At 40.4% G+C, this 16,401-nt stretch carries 13 protein-coding genes; 4 read left to right on the top strand and 9 right to left on the bottom strand.

What is annotated here, in order from left to right; translation table 11 throughout:
- Window positions 1–3: 3 nt before the first annotated feature.
- On the bottom strand, window positions 4–210 hold the full coding sequence (locus J8L98_RS08085) for a DUF3283 family protein (protein ID WP_210996025.1): 207 nt from the start codon (window positions 208–210) through the stop codon (window positions 4–6).
- Window positions 211–335: 125 nt separating this feature from the next.
- Between J8L98_RS08085 and J8L98_RS08080 the strand changes: the two genes are divergently transcribed.
- A complete protein-coding gene (locus J8L98_RS08080; RefSeq protein WP_210996024.1) occupies window positions 336–1,013 on the top strand; it encodes a hypothetical protein in 678 nt (225 codons plus the stop codon).
- Here J8L98_RS08080 and J8L98_RS08075 read toward each other — a convergent pair.
- The 4 genes from J8L98_RS08075 to zntR all read right to left on the bottom strand — a co-directional run bounded on the left by J8L98_RS08075 (window position 1,010) and on the right by zntR (window position 4,174).
- Window positions 1,010–1,258, bottom strand: coding sequence for a DUF1289 domain-containing protein (locus tag J8L98_RS08075; protein WP_210996023.1), 249 nt, complete (start codon window positions 1,256–1,258; stop codon window positions 1,010–1,012). The two genes, J8L98_RS08080 and J8L98_RS08075, sit on opposite strands and share 4 nt — an antisense overlap.
- Before the next feature lie 206 nt (window positions 1,259–1,464).
- A complete protein-coding gene (locus J8L98_RS08070; RefSeq protein ID WP_210996022.1) occupies window positions 1,465–2,559 on the bottom strand; it encodes a 1-acyl-sn-glycerol-3-phosphate acyltransferase in 1,095 nt (364 codons plus the stop codon).
- 105 nt (window positions 2,560–2,664) lie between these two features.
- Complete coding sequence (locus J8L98_RS08065) at window positions 2,665–3,777, bottom strand: SO_0444 family Cu/Zn efflux transporter (RefSeq protein ID WP_210996021.1); 1,113 nt, start codon at window positions 3,775–3,777, stop codon at window positions 2,665–2,667.
- Window positions 3,761–4,174 (bottom strand): Zn(2+)-responsive transcriptional regulator, encoded by a 414-nt coding sequence (zntR, locus tag J8L98_RS08060; RefSeq protein ID WP_210996020.1) that lies wholly within the window; start codon window positions 4,172–4,174, stop codon window positions 3,761–3,763. The genes J8L98_RS08065 and zntR overlap by 17 nt, the downstream gene beginning before the upstream one ends.
- Window positions 4,175–4,246: 72 nt before the next feature.
- On the opposite strand from zntR, the gene J8L98_RS08055 reads away from it, so the two are divergent.
- Both J8L98_RS08055 and J8L98_RS08050 read left to right on the top strand, forming a co-directional pair.
- A complete protein-coding gene (locus J8L98_RS08055; RefSeq protein ID WP_210996019.1) occupies window positions 4,247–5,194 on the top strand; it encodes a D-2-hydroxyacid dehydrogenase in 948 nt (315 codons plus the stop codon).
- A gap of 152 nt (window positions 5,195–5,346) precedes the next feature.
- Entirely contained in the window at window positions 5,347–5,727 is a 381-nt protein-coding gene (locus J8L98_RS08050; RefSeq protein WP_192506622.1) for a DUF3192 domain-containing protein, read from the top strand.
- Between the two features lie 48 nt (window positions 5,728–5,775).
- Here J8L98_RS08050 and J8L98_RS08045 read toward each other — a convergent pair whose 3' ends face one another.
- From J8L98_RS08045 to J8L98_RS08035, 3 genes are all read right to left on the bottom strand, one after another.
- The gene (locus J8L98_RS08045) at window positions 5,776–6,678 is read right to left on the bottom strand and encodes a diguanylate cyclase (RefSeq protein WP_210996018.1); all 903 of its coding nucleotides are present in this window, start codon (window positions 6,676–6,678) and stop codon (window positions 5,776–5,778) included.
- Entirely contained in the window at window positions 6,679–10,398 is a 3,720-nt protein-coding gene (locus J8L98_RS08040; protein ID WP_210996017.1) for an ATP-binding protein, read from the bottom strand. It lies immediately after the preceding gene.
- Between the two features lie 135 nt (window positions 10,399–10,533).
- Complete coding sequence (locus J8L98_RS08035) at window positions 10,534–11,940, bottom strand: PhoH family protein (protein ID WP_210996016.1); 1,407 nt, start codon at window positions 11,938–11,940, stop codon at window positions 10,534–10,536.
- Window positions 11,941–12,220: 280 nt separating this feature from the next.
- On the opposite strand from J8L98_RS08035, the gene rapA reads away from it, so the two are divergent.
- On the top strand, window positions 12,221–15,115 hold the full coding sequence (rapA, locus tag J8L98_RS08030) for an RNA polymerase-associated protein RapA (protein ID WP_210996015.1): 2,895 nt from the start codon (window positions 12,221–12,223) through the stop codon (window positions 15,113–15,115).
- Between the two features lie 93 nt (window positions 15,116–15,208).
- Here the strand turns inward: rapA and J8L98_RS08025 are convergent, their stop codons facing one another.
- The gene (locus J8L98_RS08025) at window positions 15,209–16,270 is read right to left on the bottom strand and encodes a hypothetical protein (RefSeq protein ID WP_210996014.1); all 1,062 of its coding nucleotides are present in this window, start codon (window positions 16,268–16,270) and stop codon (window positions 15,209–15,211) included.
- Between the last annotated feature and the right edge of the window lie 131 nt (window positions 16,271–16,401).

Below are 16,401 nucleotides of genomic sequence, written 5' to 3'. Positions count from 1 at the left end.
TTTCTAACCTGCAAGCATAATACTAAGATAATACTCAAACCGCTGCTTTAAAACTGCCTGTTCAGATACGGGACGACTGTTAATTGTATCATATACCGTCTCTCGAGAACGTTTTCCTCGCTTAATTTGGTATGCCCAAAATGACGATTCATAGTCTAATTGAATTTGATACTTTTCATGTCGAGGTAATTTGCACAGATTAAAACTCATAGGTACATTATTGTGATTGTAAACGTTTCCCTAGTGTAACATAAATTATTAATTTGCTAGACTGACTTGAGCACCTTACTGAGAACTTAATAATTAATAAAACAAATATAGGATCTCCCATAATCATGCCTGTTATATATACGCTATGTTTTTTATTCTTTAGCTCGTTTGCATACAGTAATAATACATTGATATTTAATCGTCCTGTCGACACACCGCAATCTAGGTATGTTATTGAGCTAACACGGCTTGTGTATAAAAATATCGGTTATGATATAAAAATTATCGACTTTAACTATCAAAGTGCATTGGTCGCCGCAAATGCAGGTGTCTTAGATGGGCAACTTGGTCGGGTCGATGGCGCGTCACAGCAGTATCCATCACTCATAAAAGTGGACTTCCCGTTACTTTCTTTTAACCTTCAATTCTTGAGTCATTGTCAAACATGCTCAATACTAGACGCCCAATCGATTGTAATACAAGCATCACATTTGGCGCCAAAAGCGTATTTAGGCAAGCAAAATTACTTAGGTGAATTGATTCAAGTAAAAAGCAACTCTACACAGCTCAATTTACTAACCCAAAAAAAAGTCAGCGCGGCATTGGTAATCGGATTTCATATCAAAGAATACAAAGAAAAACTCCAGAAGCTCGGGATATTTAGCACAACACTAGATAAAATTAACCTGTACCACTATTTACATGAAAAGCACGCTCATCTAGTACCACGTATTATGACATCATTAATTGACTTAGATAAAAAAGGCACGGTATCCATGTTAAAAAATAAATATGGTATTTAAAAGTCCAACTGCTGCTGGTCGTCGGCTCCACTTTTTGGAGAAGTATTTGCGGTCTGCTTTGCCAAATAACGTTTATAACGCTGCTGGCATAAAGTAATAACATGCTTTTTTTGTTGCTCTGTCAATTGCCCCCATGCAAAACGCTCCTCCCTGCTGCGGTAACACCCTTTGCAATAACCCCGAATGTTTACTTCACATATGCCTTTACAGGGATTGGGGATCTCAAATATTTCAATTTGTTCCACATTAGCTCACAGTTCGTCTAGTCAATTCAGTGCACACATAGCTACATTACTTATTTGAAAGTATAACGATACGTATGTAAAAGATTTATCGTCTCTGATCAGTATAAACCTATTTTGAATAACAAATCATCTTCGTGAATTATCGCAAGCCAATCAAAACAAAAAAACGCCACTAAATAGTGGCGTTTATACTTCAACTCGTTTACCTATAACGCTTTACGTTTGAGCGGCTCTGCATACATAGCTAATACCTGTTGCTTAAGCTCTTCAGGCACTGACTCTAAACGTCCCATGAAATCCTGTTGCTCCTTAGGCGATACCTGTTGCTTATCTCCTGCCGCAATATAATTACTTGGATGTAAGTAATACTGCCCAATAATTTGTTTATCAATGGTTTCCGCTAACATCTCTGGCGAATCACACTCACCCTGAATTGGCTGACCAAAAGAAATATGTACATGGCCTTTATCAGAACGGATCCCTTCTAAAATGCTTTTTATGTCTTCACCATCCGCTTTAACATAGCTACCATGAAGCTGTTTATGTACAAGTTCTTTAGCTTTAGCAACGGCACATGGCTCATATTGATATGAAATCGAAACTGGCACTATCTTGAGCTGCTTAACGTACTCATCAAACGAAAGCTTCTGTTTTCGCCCATATAATTGTAGCATTTTCAGCAAAGCCGGATCGGTTTGATCGACCCCATCTTTTGCCCGCCCCTCTTTTTGGGCAATCCAAATTGATTGACCTGAGCTCAATGAATCAAAAATATAGCTTGATAAATGTGTTAGTGCTCTTAACATCTCTTTTGGCGCTTTTGCTGAACGCTTAACTATAAAGCTCTTATTGAGTCGCATTAGCTCAGTAATATAAGGCACTTGCAATAAGTTATCACCTATCGCTATACGTACGGTATTCATATTATGACTGTGCAAGCCCCAGTTCATTAAAGCGGGGTCCAACACAATGTCTCTATGGTTTGAAATAAACAAATAGGCCGATTCTTTATCAAGTGTCTCCAAGCCTGAGTAGGTCACTTTACTCGTCGTTTTTTTTACTAGCATATCAAGGTAACGTGCGACTTCGTCTTGCACCTGCTTAACAGAATTAAAACGACCCCATTTTCGACGTAACTTATAACGTACAAATGGACGGCATAACATAGACCATTTACTCAGCCACTCTGGCAAAGTGTATTTTACAATCACATCAATGAAGCTATTGTCAGCTACTAATCGACCTAAGGCCGATGCAACTTCTTCATCATTGTACGGTCTTATATCTGCGTATTTATCCACTAAACTGCTCTTTTTGTTAAAAATTAAACGAAATAACGGGACTATTTTATCGCGCTATTGACTGTTAAGCTAAGATTAACAAGTCTGACCACCCTGCTACTAACATTAAGCGATTGATGCTTTAAGCTTTTTGCTAATATCAAGCAGCACTAATCGTAACATCAATAAACACAATAATACGCCACTGAGAGTTGATATCCAAGTCGGTAGTATATCGTGCTGCATTGCCACCGCCGTCTTCACATTAAAGTCATACGCCATAACTAAGTAATCTGTTAAATAACCGAATAGGATCGCAACCCCTATGACACCGATTAAATAAGCAATCACCGCTCGTCGACCTAGCTCTTTGCCAACGACCCCTAATGTCGCAATATTCGTCGCGGGTCCAGCTAACATAAAGACCAACACAGCGCCTGGAGAAACGCCCGCCATCAACAAACCCGCAGCAATAGGCGTTGAGGCGGTAGCACAAATATACATAGGGATACTCACAAGAATCACAGCCACCATTGCCATCATGCCACTCCCCCATTGGCTTAAAAATGATGTAGGTAAAAAGGTCTGCACAAGTGCAGCAAAAAACAACCCTATTATCAGCCACAACATTGTATCTGATAACAGTTTATTACAACTAAATTTAATTGCTTGCCACACTTTACCTAAAAATTGCATTTTTTCTGGTTTTGATGAAGCACAACAGGTACTTTTCTTTTCGACCTGTGCCTGCTTAGGCGCGCAACAACTATCATGCACATGTTGTTGTGTGTCATGACAGTGTGATGAGTTAGACGGCTCATGCACAGGAGGTGCAATATCTGACTTATCTCTTCCAACTAGTACGCCTGCAACAACCGCACTGCACACAGCCGCAACAGGCCTAATAATAGCCATAAATGGCCCTAATAAAACATACGAAATAGATACTGAATCAACCCCAGTTTCCGGTGTTGATACCAAAAATGCGGTCGTTGCACTTTTTGATGCACCAGCGCGTCTAAGACCAATCGCTGCGGGTATTACACCACACGAACAGAGCGGCATGGGGGCACCAATGAGGGCAGCCTTCAAAGTTGTCCAAAATCCTTCTTTACCCAAATGACGCTGCAGAAAATCTGTCGGAATAAACACATTTAATATTCCAGCAAGTAATAAACCAAGCATCAGCCAGGGCGCTGATACCAGAAATAATGTCCAAAAGTTATTTATAAGTAACATCTATATCCTCCAATGCTGTCAATATAGAACAATAGTCCGCACTCTCTTTACCGCCGCAGCAACGATTTGCCAGTATTGTGAGCGACTGCTCAAAGCGTTGTAAGTCTGAAATTTTTTGTCGTACCAAGTCACGTTTTTGTAGTGTAATCGCTTTTACTTCTTCACAACGGCGCTGCTGTTTTTCAATTTTTATTTGCAGCAGCTCCTGAATTTCTCGCAAACTAAATCCGACTTCTTTAGCGCGTAGGATAAAGTGCATTTGCTTTAGGTGGGTCTCATCGTACAAACGATACCCAGCGTCGTTTCGAGAAGAAGGCGTTAACAAACCATGCGTTTCGTAATAACGTAACGTGTCTGTCGTTACGCCTAATGCGTTAGATAATTGACCTATTCTCATATCTTTCTCCTTACTGTGGTACAGTATAAACCTTAGAGTAAACCCCAAGGTCAAGCATAGCAAAGGTCGTTTATGAAAATTGTGCTATTAGATGCGAAAACACTCGCAAATAACTCTCTGTTACCGCTAACGGTGCTCGGTGAATTAGTGACTTACCAGAACACGCCACTCGAACAAATAATTACCCGCTGCATTGACGCAGATGTGATAGTCAGTAATAAGGTTGTCATCAACAGTAAGGTACTCGCCTCACTGCCTAAATTAAAGTTAATTTGCGTTGCCGCCACAGGCACTAACAACATAGATTTACGTGCGGCCAAAAAACAAGGCATCGCGGTGTGTAATGTTGCTGGGTATTCAACTTCGGCGGTTGTCCAACACACCTTTACACTGCTGGGCAATTTAATGGGTAATATGCATCGATATATTGCTGATTGTAAAAATGGACAATGGCAAAGCAGCGATATATTTTGTCGTTTAGACTATCCAATAAAAGAAATCGCAGCCAAGAACTTCGCTATTATTGGCTATGGTACACTGGGCAAAGCCGTTGCAAACGTGGCTCAGGCTTTTGGTGCACACGTGATCATAGCTGAACGACCCAATGCGCGTTCAATCCGAGCGGGCAGAGTGGCATTCAAAGATGCCATTAAATCTGCTGATATCATTTCGATTCACTGTCCTCTCAATGATGAAACGAAAGATCTATTTAACGCATCCGTGTTGGCACAACTAAAACCTTCCGCCGTACTTATTAATACAGCTCGCGGTGGCATAGTAAATGAACTCGCATTAGTCAGTGCCTTAAATGAACAGCAACTTGCTGGTGCTGCGCTAGATGTACTATCCATTGAGCCCGCCCAAAAGAATAACCCGCTATTTGAATATTCAGGTCATAACCTACTACTAACGCCGCATAATGCGTGGGCTGCTGAAGAGTCTATTGATAGATTAATCCATTCTCTTGCTAACAATATCAAGTGCTTTTTAAATGGTGAACATATCAACCGTGTAGTATAAAACACTAATAAATCATCAAATTAACCATTTTTTGATTTCTATATAAATTCCTTTTAATAAAGAAAACTGTAAGCCTTTGATTTTTAATGTTGAAAATAATTGGCAAATTATTTGCAATTAAAAAAACACTATCTATCCAGGAACAAATAAAAATGAAGAAATTACTTATAGCCGCACTACTAACAACACCTTTCTTAAGTGGCTGTATTGTCGCAGTCTCAGATGGCGAAGCTGAACACAGCTGGGCTTCTGACTATAGCGGTTCTGGTTGGCAAAAACATCAGAAGTCTAATAGAGATAAAATTACCGGATTAAAGAACGGCGTTGCATATCAAACGGTTCTACAAGAATTCGATACGCCTGAGTTTTCTGATTTAGTCAATAAAGGTGATAACGTGTATCAAGTCTTGTATTTCGCCACAAACAGCAAACATTCAGACGGTAAAATTACCAAAGATGAATGCACGCCATTGGTATTTAAAAATGGCAAACTGGTTGGGTACGGCGCAAGTGCGGTGTCTGAATACCTTTAACTAGACGTCAAATAAAGCCTTGAATACGATTAATCAATAGGTGAGGATTTACCTATTGATTAATACTATACGTTCTTGATGTTGATGTGCCTGTTGTAAGGCGCTATCCGCTAACTTAAATACTTGCTGTTCATTGTCATTAAAGTTTGTGGTGATATGTACAATGCCGATACTTATACTTAAGTGAGCACAAATGGGCGACGTGCTATGGGTTATTAACAGGCTATCAACTGCATCATGCATCTGAGATGCAACTTTTTCGGCGCTGTCACTGGTACTTTCTGTAAGTATGGCCGCAAATCGAACGCCATCATAGCGCGCCACAAACCCTAGGTGCTCAATAGTCACATGCTCAAGTGCGCGTGCTACTTTAACCAAACACTCATCACCAGCAGAATAACCATAAAATTCATTAAACTCTTTGAAATAATCAATATCAATCAACAATAAGCTCAGCGTTTTTTCATATTCCGCACACATCTGGCAGTTTCTAGCCAGTGTTTCATCCAATAAACGTCTATTCGGAATCTCTGTCAAACCATCAATCGATGCTAACTTTTCAAGTAAATCATTCTTCTGCTTAATCGCTAGGTGGTTTTTCACCCTTGCTTTAACGATAAGCGGGCTGAATGGTTTAGTAATATAATCCATTGCTCCCATTTGTAAGCCTTTTGCTTCATCATTATAGCTATTACTTGCAGAAATAATAATGACTGGAATTGCGTAAGTATGTTGCTGTGTTTTTAGTTTTTCTAATAAATCATAACCAGACATCCCTGGCATCCGAATATCTGAAATAATGAGATCTATCTCATGACTAGATAGAAACGCCAGCGCCTGCTCTGCACTTTCACATTGTGATATTTGATAATCTTCAGATAACGTGTTGTCTAGAACCACGCGGTTAAGCGGATCATCATCAACAATCAAAATACGAGCAATCTTTGGCATTTAATCCCCTAGACTTCCTATCGTTAAAAATAACTCAACTTGCTGTAATCTCATTTTTAGATCTGTAACAAGCACCTCATCTGGTATTTTATTCAAGGTTTTTATATGTAATTCTAGTACCTTAGCTGCCTCGGCTAATCGGCAAAACCCCAACCCTGCAGCTGCGCCTTTGATACTATGAGCTAATAATGAAACCTCTTTATGACTTTCACAATTATCTAACTGATGTAAATACTCTGTACTTAGCTTAGCAAACTTTTCTAACATTGTGATTAAAAACGGTTCTTTACCCATTACTTGCTCAAGCGCAAATACGCGATCAAAAAACCGAATTTCTGCGGTAACATAAAGAGCTAATGTCTCACTTAATAACCCTTTTTCAACGGGTTTAATTAAGTAATCATTCATGCCAACACTCAGCGCTTTATTGACTTCACCAACATTATCATTGGCGGTTAATGCAATAATGGCAACAGGTTGCTCTGGCAACGCTTTGCGCAATAGCTCTGTTGCTTGGTAGCCATCTAATTCTGGCATTTGTACATCCATTAGAATCACATCTGGCTGTAACTTGGATACTATTTCAACAATATTTTGCGCGCCATTCAATCGTACGATATTTACACACACCTGTTGTAACAAATTGCTTGTGATATCTAAATTTAGTTCATTATCATCAACAATTAAACATAAGCTACCCGTTACATTGACATCTTGACATCTTGATTGTGGCTTTTGCTTCAACTGCTGTTCAATATCTTTTGATATTCTCTGAGCATAGCCAACATGAGGAAACTGCTTAATCTTATTGCTGATCACTTTAAAATTCTCTATCGGTGTGCTTTCTGCCACATAGACACTAACAAGCTTATCGAGCCAACCCTGCTCACAGTGCACATTTAGCATATCAAGTTGCACCGCGCTCTCGCAGACTAGATATGAAGCTGGTTGATCATTTAGATGTTGTAACACACTCATTTTATCCTGCTCTATACATACATTAAGATCAGAACAAACGAACCTCATACTATTACCCGTAAACCAAAGAACATCGGTCTTTCTACAAAGTAATGGCACCACTTCCAATGGTAATGAGAAGTAAAATTCACTGCCTTGTCCATATTGACTGTTCAGCTGAATTTCTCCACCTAGTAATGCAACTTCTTGCTTTACTATGGCAAGGCCAAGCCCGATCCCGTCATGTTTACGAGACAAGGATTCATCAACTTGAGTAAACGCATCGAACAGCCGCTCTTGATCCACCTCTTTAATCCCTTGCCCGGTATCTATAACACTGAATTTAGTACGTTGCTCGCCGCTATTTTGCTGCTCTTGAATAATGGCCAATACAACTTTCCCTCTTTGGGTATACTTTATGGCATTGTTCAATAAGTTAATTAAGATTTGTTTTATTTTTTGCATATCACCTTTGAACGTGGGCGGCACTGAGTGTTTCAGCTCAATAGTGAGTTGTAGACCCTTTTGAGCGCATAAGGGCGCCATCAATTTATAGCAATCATCAACGAGTGTTACTATCTCAAACTCATGAACTCTTACGCTCTCTTGGTGCCTTTCCACTTTAGCAAATGCTAAAATACTGTTCAGCATATCGAGTAATTGCTGAGCCGCGTAACTCACTTGACCCATTTGTGCATTTTGGGTTTCATTTAAGCCTTGCTCTTTGACTATATCAACCAGTCCAAGTACGACGTTAATTGGCGTACGAATTTCATGACTAATATTCGCAATAAAGCGGCTTTTTGCTAAAGTAGCTCGCTCCGCATCGAGTTTAGCCCTTGTTAACTGAGTAATGTTTTGTAGATGAATAACAAAGTATTTTGGCTGACGCTGCTTATCCCACACCAAAGAAATACTTAATTGCAGCCACATGTAAGGTCCTGACTGAGGCATCGTAAGTTCAGCCGCCTTTTTATTTTGCTCTAGTAATACCGCAAATGTTTCAGTTAACGCCTTGTAGCTTTGCTCATCAAATAATCTGGATAACAAGGATCCCACTTTCGGTTGATGCTTTGTTAAATACCGTTTTGCTGCTTTATTTAAACTCAACACTTTTCCATCAATCGAGGCTAAGATCACACCATTTGGTGCATACTCCATTGCCGCTTTAAAGTTCTCTTCTGAGGTCTGCAATGATTTAAGCACTTGCTGTTGTTCGGTGACGTCCCGAGCTACTCCAAAGCTACCTATTAATCTATGTTGTTCATTGTAAAATGGCGCCACGGTAAACATGTAGCTCTTATCTTGCAAAAGCAATGTTTCTGTCAGCGAGTGCCGTTGCTCTCGCATACATTGCTCTAGCATGGTCAATTCTACAAATCTATCTGTAACCTCGTGCAACTCTTTGCCAACCAGTTCACTTTTATTAACTTTAAGAAATGCTTCAAAAGCTGCGTTACACCCAATAAATGACCCATCGATATTTTTAAAGTAAATTAAATCTGGAATGTTATCTAACATGGTATTCAGTAAAGCTGCTTGACGCTCTTTTATATCAAGCGAGCGCGCAAGCTGTTTCTTCTGCGTTTGCACTTGCTCATCTAAAACATCATTATGCTGCTTTAATTGCTCGAGTAATTCTTGCTTTTGCGTCACTACCCGTTTAATTTTTGCAAACCAAGGCTGCCAGTCCTCAGGAATTATATAATCGAACGTTGTTTTTGGTGCCTGCTCTTGCAGCGTAAGGTACCGTACAAAATGACTTACCGGACGAATAAATATCCGATTACTCAGCCACGTAACTGCCAGGAATGTAGCCCCTATGAAGCTGGCTAAAAAAAGTAACTCTAGTGCTATCTCATATAGAATTGGCGTTCTAAAATCTTGCTCTGTTTGCTTAAACGCTAAATCAATTGGCCTTGTTGATTTTTCACTATAAAGGTGAATTCCACCTAACCACGGTGCAACCCGTTCGTGCTGTTGCTGTGATTCAGTTAAAAACTCATGGTGGGTCAGTAAGTTTTGCTGGTGTTTATTTAATAATGTAGCAACCGTTTTAGGTAGACCGACTTGATTCAACCACGCCAACACTTTTTGCGTATTATAAACCAGTAAAACATGCTCATTTGACGTACTTGAACGACGCTGTCCTATCGCAAAATAGGTTCTACCGTTAATTTCTACTACACCAGTACTACTATACATTTGCTCAGAAAAATCAGGTGACAACTTCCCCTCTAGTAATGCCGTCAGTAAATGACTTTCATTGTGATAACGGCGCTTTACAAATGCAAAACCATTATCTTTGACGTAAGCGAGTGCATCTACCGGTAAGATTAACGCTAACGCTGTATTAAAAGCAGGCCCTAGTGCCATAACCTGTTGCCATTGTCGATAAGCTTGGGGGTTATTTAAAAAGCGCCCCTGCCCTATCACCTCACCTGCACCATGCGGCAATTTTCGATAATAGTAATCTGCCCGTTGATCAATTGTCGCCATGATAAATGGATCAAAATGATAACTGAGCGGCTGTTCAAGGCTAATAAAGACACTTTGAAATACAGTTTCAGCCGCAGACATAGCTTGATCTAACTGCCCATTTAAACGCTGAAAGTGCACAACCTTGTCATTATAACTTCGCTCAAGTTTAATATGGTACAAGTGCAGGCATAAAATTGCGGCCACAAGCATCGCGATACTTAAAGTCACAGCAATCGCTTGATGATATTTTTTTAAAGGTAAGAACGCTTGATCAAAGTCCATAAAGGATAGCTAAATGATTCCCTATGCCCAACACAATAACGAGCAAGGTAATGATAAGCAAGGCTCAACAGTGAAACACCTTGCTTTTGGTAAAATAAAAGGCCACCACCGTTCCGTGGCCTAAGACTGCAAGAACTATAGATTTTCCTCAGCGAAAGACGCCAATCTACTACGTACAACCCCATTTAAATTAATTGTTGCGCTGCCTTCAAAGTGTTTGAAACGCTCAACAATATAGGTCAAACCAGATGTTAAAGGCGTCAGATAATTACTATCTATTTGGGCTAAGTTACCCGTGCATATTAACTTGGTCCCTTCTCCACAACGCGTAATAATCGTTTTTAACTGCGATGCGGTTAAATTCTGGCTTTCATCTAAAATCACTACGGCGTTTTGAATACTGCGACCACGCATAAAATTGACCGATTTAAACTGAATATTGGCTTTCTCCATTATATAATTACGACTTGAAATAGGGCTTTCATCATTTTTATGAAGTACCTCAAGTGTATCAGTAATGGCTGCAAGCCAAGGCGCCATTTTCTCTTCTTCGGTACCTGGTAAAAACCCAATACTCTCTGCGATTTCAGGCGTATTTCTCGTAACGATAACCTTATCATATACCCCTTTTTCAATGATCATTTCCAGCGCACTGGCAAGTGCTAACAGTGTTTTCCCACACCCGGCTGGGCCTGTTAATATGACCAATTCAATGTTTGGATCAAGCAATGCATCCATTGCCATACCTTGATACACATTTTTTGGTTGCACGCCCCAAGCACTCTGATGCATTAACCGCTCTACCCCCAAGTCCTTAAAGGTAATGTTCGTCTCATCGTAATGGGTGATCCGTGCCGCAAAGTGCTCACTGTCATCGACTAAATATTCATTACAAAAAACATCTGGCAACAAACTTTTAGGCACATGGTGCAACGTATATCTGCCTTGCTGCTCTGATGTGCAATCTCCTACACTTTGCCAAAAGTCACCCGTGAATTTTTTATACCCTAAACTCAATAACTTAATATCATCAATCAATTGATCCGTTCGGTAGTCTTCTACAAACTGCAGCCCAGCACCCTTGGCCTTGAGGCGCATATTAATATCTTTGGTGACTAAAACCACCTTAGTGTGTGCATGTTGTTTTTGTAATCTGACGGCGCAATTTATAATAATGTGATCATTCTCATTACCTGGCAGGCCTGAAATACTATCAGGGAATAAATGATCATTGACAATAATCAATTTTCCACGCGACAAAGGCCCAGACTCATTACTCGATTGTACGCTTGGTAAACGTACACCATCTAACATTTCCTCTGGGGATGCATCTTTGAGTACACCATCTAAACTACGAATTGCAATTCTAGCGTCACGACTCACGTCGCGCTTTCTGTCTTTGATATGATCTAGCTCTTCAAGTACTGTCATTGGTATGACAACATCATGTTCTTGAAAAGATAGATAAGCGAGGGGTTCATGAAGCAGCACGTTGGTGTCAAGTACGTACATTTTTTTGTCGAGTTCTTGATCTTTTCCCATAGCGTCATCCTATCGTTTGCAAATATTCATGCTATACCCAATACTCTTGATGAAATATCAAACGTACTGGCTATAACCCAAGTTTAGTCTATTTGTCATAAAAGTCCGTTTTATGACAAACCGAAAGTGAATTTATGTTCTTATTACAAATAGATCTCAATAATTTAGAAGAACTGTAAAAAGAATAGAGATAGGCACATTCGCAATGAATAAACAAGATTGAACAAGCTTAAATGAACGGGTAACATAGCCGCCTTTTTTCGGGTTAAACGAGACGAACATGAATTTTTCCTTAGGTCAGCGCTGGATAAGTGACACTGAGTCAGATTTAGGCTTAGGTACCATCGTGGCATTAGAAGGCCGCCAAGTGACAATATTATTCCCCGCCAGTGGAGAAAACCGCGTTTACTCAATGCAAGAAGCGCCTGTAACGCGTGTGGTATTCAATCCAGGTGATATTATTCGCAGTGCCGATGAGTGGGAGCTACAAGTCGAAACAATTGAACCTGTTGGTGAATTATTGTGTTACCACGGTATTCGTCTTGATACCGAAGAAAAAACGACTTTAAAAGAAACGTTTCTTGATCACTTTATTAAATTTAATAAACCACAAGACCGTTTATTTGCAGGCCAGGTCGACCGATTTGACCGCTACACGTTACGATACCAAACGTGGCAACATCAGTTTGCACGCCAACAGTCACATTTAAAAGGCGTTGTAGGCCAACGAGCCAGCTTGATCCCACACCAACTTTACATTGCAGATGAAGTGGGCAAACGCTTTGCTCCCCGCGTATTACTCTCTGACGAAGTTGGTTTAGGTAAAACCATCGAAGCAGGTATGATTTTACATCAGCAACTCCTGACCGGGCGTGCAAATCGCGTCTTAATTGTTGTGCCTGAAAATTTACAACACCAATGGTTAGTAGAAATGCTTCGTCGCTTTAATTTACGCTTCTCAATTTTTGATGAAGAGCGATGCGATGAAGCCTTTGCTGATTCTCCAAACGTATTCGAAACCGAGCAGCTCGTACTGGTGAGTCTGGAGTTCATTGCAAAAAAACGTCGCTGGTTTGAACAAGCAACCTTAGCCGATTGGGATTTACTCGTCATTGATGAAGCACATCATTTAACAATCGAGAATAATAAGCCCAGTACTGAATATGCTCGTATGGCTGAACTTGCCCAAGATATTCCAGGCCTGATCCTACTCACGGCAACGCCTGACCAATTAGGTCACCGAAGCCACTTTGCTCGATTACAGTTGTTAGACCCTGATAGATTCTACGATTACGACGCATTCGTTGCGGAAGAAAGCCAATACAAAGAAGTGGCAGAGGCGGCCAATCAACTGTTACAAGATGGGGCGCTAGACGACCAAGCAGAAGCAACCCTTGTTAACTTGCTACAAGAAACCGATATCAGTACGCTATTGGTCAACGCACAATCTGGTGATGAGCAAGCTAAGCAAGAAGTTCTATCAATGTTGTTAGATCGTCACGGCACAGGGCGAATTTTATTCCGTAACAGTCGCAGCGGTATTGATGGATATCCGGGTCGAAAGTTACACAGTTACCCTGTTGAAATTCCGAAGCAATACAAAACAGCGATGTCGGTCCTTGGAAATATGGGTGGTATCCAAAGTGCTGAAAAATCCGCTTTAAGGGCTTTGTTCCCAGAAAAGATTTTTCAGGAATTCGAAGGTGAAGGGAGTGGCTGGGCCGCATTTGACCCGCGCGTCGACTGGTTAATTGACACTCTAAAGTCACTTAAACATGAAAAAGTTTTGTTGATCTGTGCTGAAGCACAAACTGCAATCAGTCTTGAACAAACCCTACGTGAACGAGAAGCCATTAAAGCTGCGGTGTTCCATGAGGGCATGTCTATTGTTGAACGTGACCGTGCTGCGGCGTTTTTCGCTGATGAATACGACTCAGCGCAAATATTGTTGTGTTCTGAAATAGGCTCCGAGGGTCGTAATTTCCAGTTTTCACATCATTTGGTGTTGTTTGATTTACCCCTCAACCCTGACTTACTCGAACAACGTATTGGACGATTAGATCGTATTGGCCAAAAGTACGATGTGAATATCCACGTACCTTACTTTGAAAATACAGCACAAGAAGTCTTACTCCGCTGGTATAACGAAGGGTTAGATGCGTTTGAAACTACCAGTACGACAGGGCAAATGCTCTATAAAGAGTTTAGCGAAGACTTACTTGAATTTATTGGTGGGCATAACTGTGATGAAGAGGAGCTTGATCCACTTCTTGAACAAGCCGCCAAACAAAACCAAGTATTACGTGCTCAAATGGAGCAAGGTCGTGACCGACTGCTTGAACTTCACTCCAGCGGTCAGGGCCGCGCTGACTCTTTGGTTGCTGAAATTGAGAAACTGGATAATGGCGTGATCTTACCAGGGTACATGATCAACGTATTCGACACCTTTGGTGTAAACCAAGAAGATAAAGGTGAAAATACCATCATTCTTAAGCCGACTGAACATATGCTCAACCCCTCTTTCCCATGTTTAAAAGAGGATGGTATTACCGTCACATTTGATCGAGATACTTCTTTGTCGCAAGAGGATGCACACTTTATCAGCTGGGATCACCCAATGGTACAGGGTGCCATGGATATGATCTGTGATGATGACTTTGGTTGTGCATCTGTCGCCTTGCTGAAAAATAAGAAATTACCAGCTGGGACTTTTTTCGTTGAGCTTATCTATATTGCCGAAGCATCAGCACCTAAAGTGCTACAGGTTGGTCGCTTTTTACCGCCAACACCAGTGCGTGTATTACTCGATAAAGCAGGTAACAACCTGGCTGAAAATGTTGCGTTCGATGCTTTTAATAGTCAATTATCTGCTGTTGGTCGTCAAACAGCAAGTAAACTGGCTAATGCATTGCAAAGTGCCATTCACCCACTCATTACGCAAGCGACTGAATTAGCAAATGTTCAGTTAGATACTCTGAGGGGAGATGCAATAACAAAAATGCACGCAACTATGAGTGAAGAGCAATCTCGTTTAGCGGCATTAAAAGCGATTAACCCTAATATCCGCGATGAAGAAGTTCAAGTCTTTGAAAAGCAAAGAACCGAACTTGGCGTTTACATAGAAAAAGCACAATTAAAACTTGACGCTATACGCTTAATCGTTGTGTCTCATTAAAACGCATTCATAATGTAAAACCACTATTAATCAAAAGCCACGCCCTTAATGACGTGGCTTTTTGCACTTTGTTAATTGCTGCGCTGTCATGATTTAAAATTTCATAATATTGTCCCAACGCTCCCATAACTTGAAAACAGCCGTACACTCAAACACGGTCATATCATCTAACGACGAAACATGCTTAACCTGCAATAACCCGTATTCAAACATAAAACTTGATGCTTCAAGATAAGTATGGGCTACTTCCATGGAGATAATCGGAGTAGACAATAATATCGCTTTCAATTCGTGCCAGCCGGCAGGCATTGCTTTAGATTGCAGTATGGCATCAAAGTCATCATTAAAGGCCTGTAAAGCATGATGAATGTATCGTTGCTTATCCGCTAACCATTCAAATTTTACTTCCCATCGTGAAATCAAGTTTCCAAGATCACTAAAACCACCTTCTGTTGTACTGTGGCATCCATTTAGATAGTAAAATTTTGGGCTCAGCCAGTAACTTTTTTCTGCTCGCAAATCGCTCAGCCTTGCTTCCAAAAATACGTTTTCCAATAATGTACAGCCACCTGCGGGGTTTCGGATCATGCATAATTGTTCGTAGGATATGAGCGTACGTTCTATACCCTGTGATTTATTGACATAGTCAAACCAATCATCTAGCCAATTAGGGTCAATATTACAGTCATGCTCTCGTTCAGTAACGGGCCATGAACTCGCATTTTCAACGGCAAATTTATCACCCCGGTGCAAAAGCCATTCTAAATGGCGAATTATTCCATGCTCCCACCCTGAATGAGATTTCCCCTTTCGCTTCGCCCACTCTATTGCACGATAATTTTGCTGTACTTGAGACCATTGGTTTTTAATATCAAGCTGTTGTGAAGGCACACCAATCGCATGCAGTGCTAACGCTTTATGAAAATCATGATGATATTCAGCAACGTCTAACTCTGATTGAAAGTAGCGTAAGAAAAATAGTTGATGATTGATGTTAATTGAATACTTATTTAACTGCAATAACGCACTTTGTAAGCGTGGTGAGGCTTTTAACTTTTCGTGTTTGATACTTTCAAAAACGCTACTTCTGTCCAAATTTAAACCGAATTTAGGTACTAAAACGTCATAAGTTTCCATATTATTTATTTGTGCCATAACACCTAAGTAACGTGTTCGGCACTGCCTCCTCATCCATTTGTAAGCATAACGCTAAATCTTTTACCCGCTACCAAAATGTCGGTAGCCTCTTCCATTAAGTTGTATATTTTTCAATAACCCATCAACAA

Source organism: Pseudoalteromonas sp. MMG013, assembly GCF_018100885.1.
GTDB classification, from domain to species: Bacteria; Pseudomonadota; Gammaproteobacteria; order Enterobacterales; family Alteromonadaceae; genus Pseudoalteromonas; species Pseudoalteromonas aurantia.
Note: the sequence above shows the minus strand (reverse complement) of the source record. Positions and strands in the feature narration are given on the sequence as shown.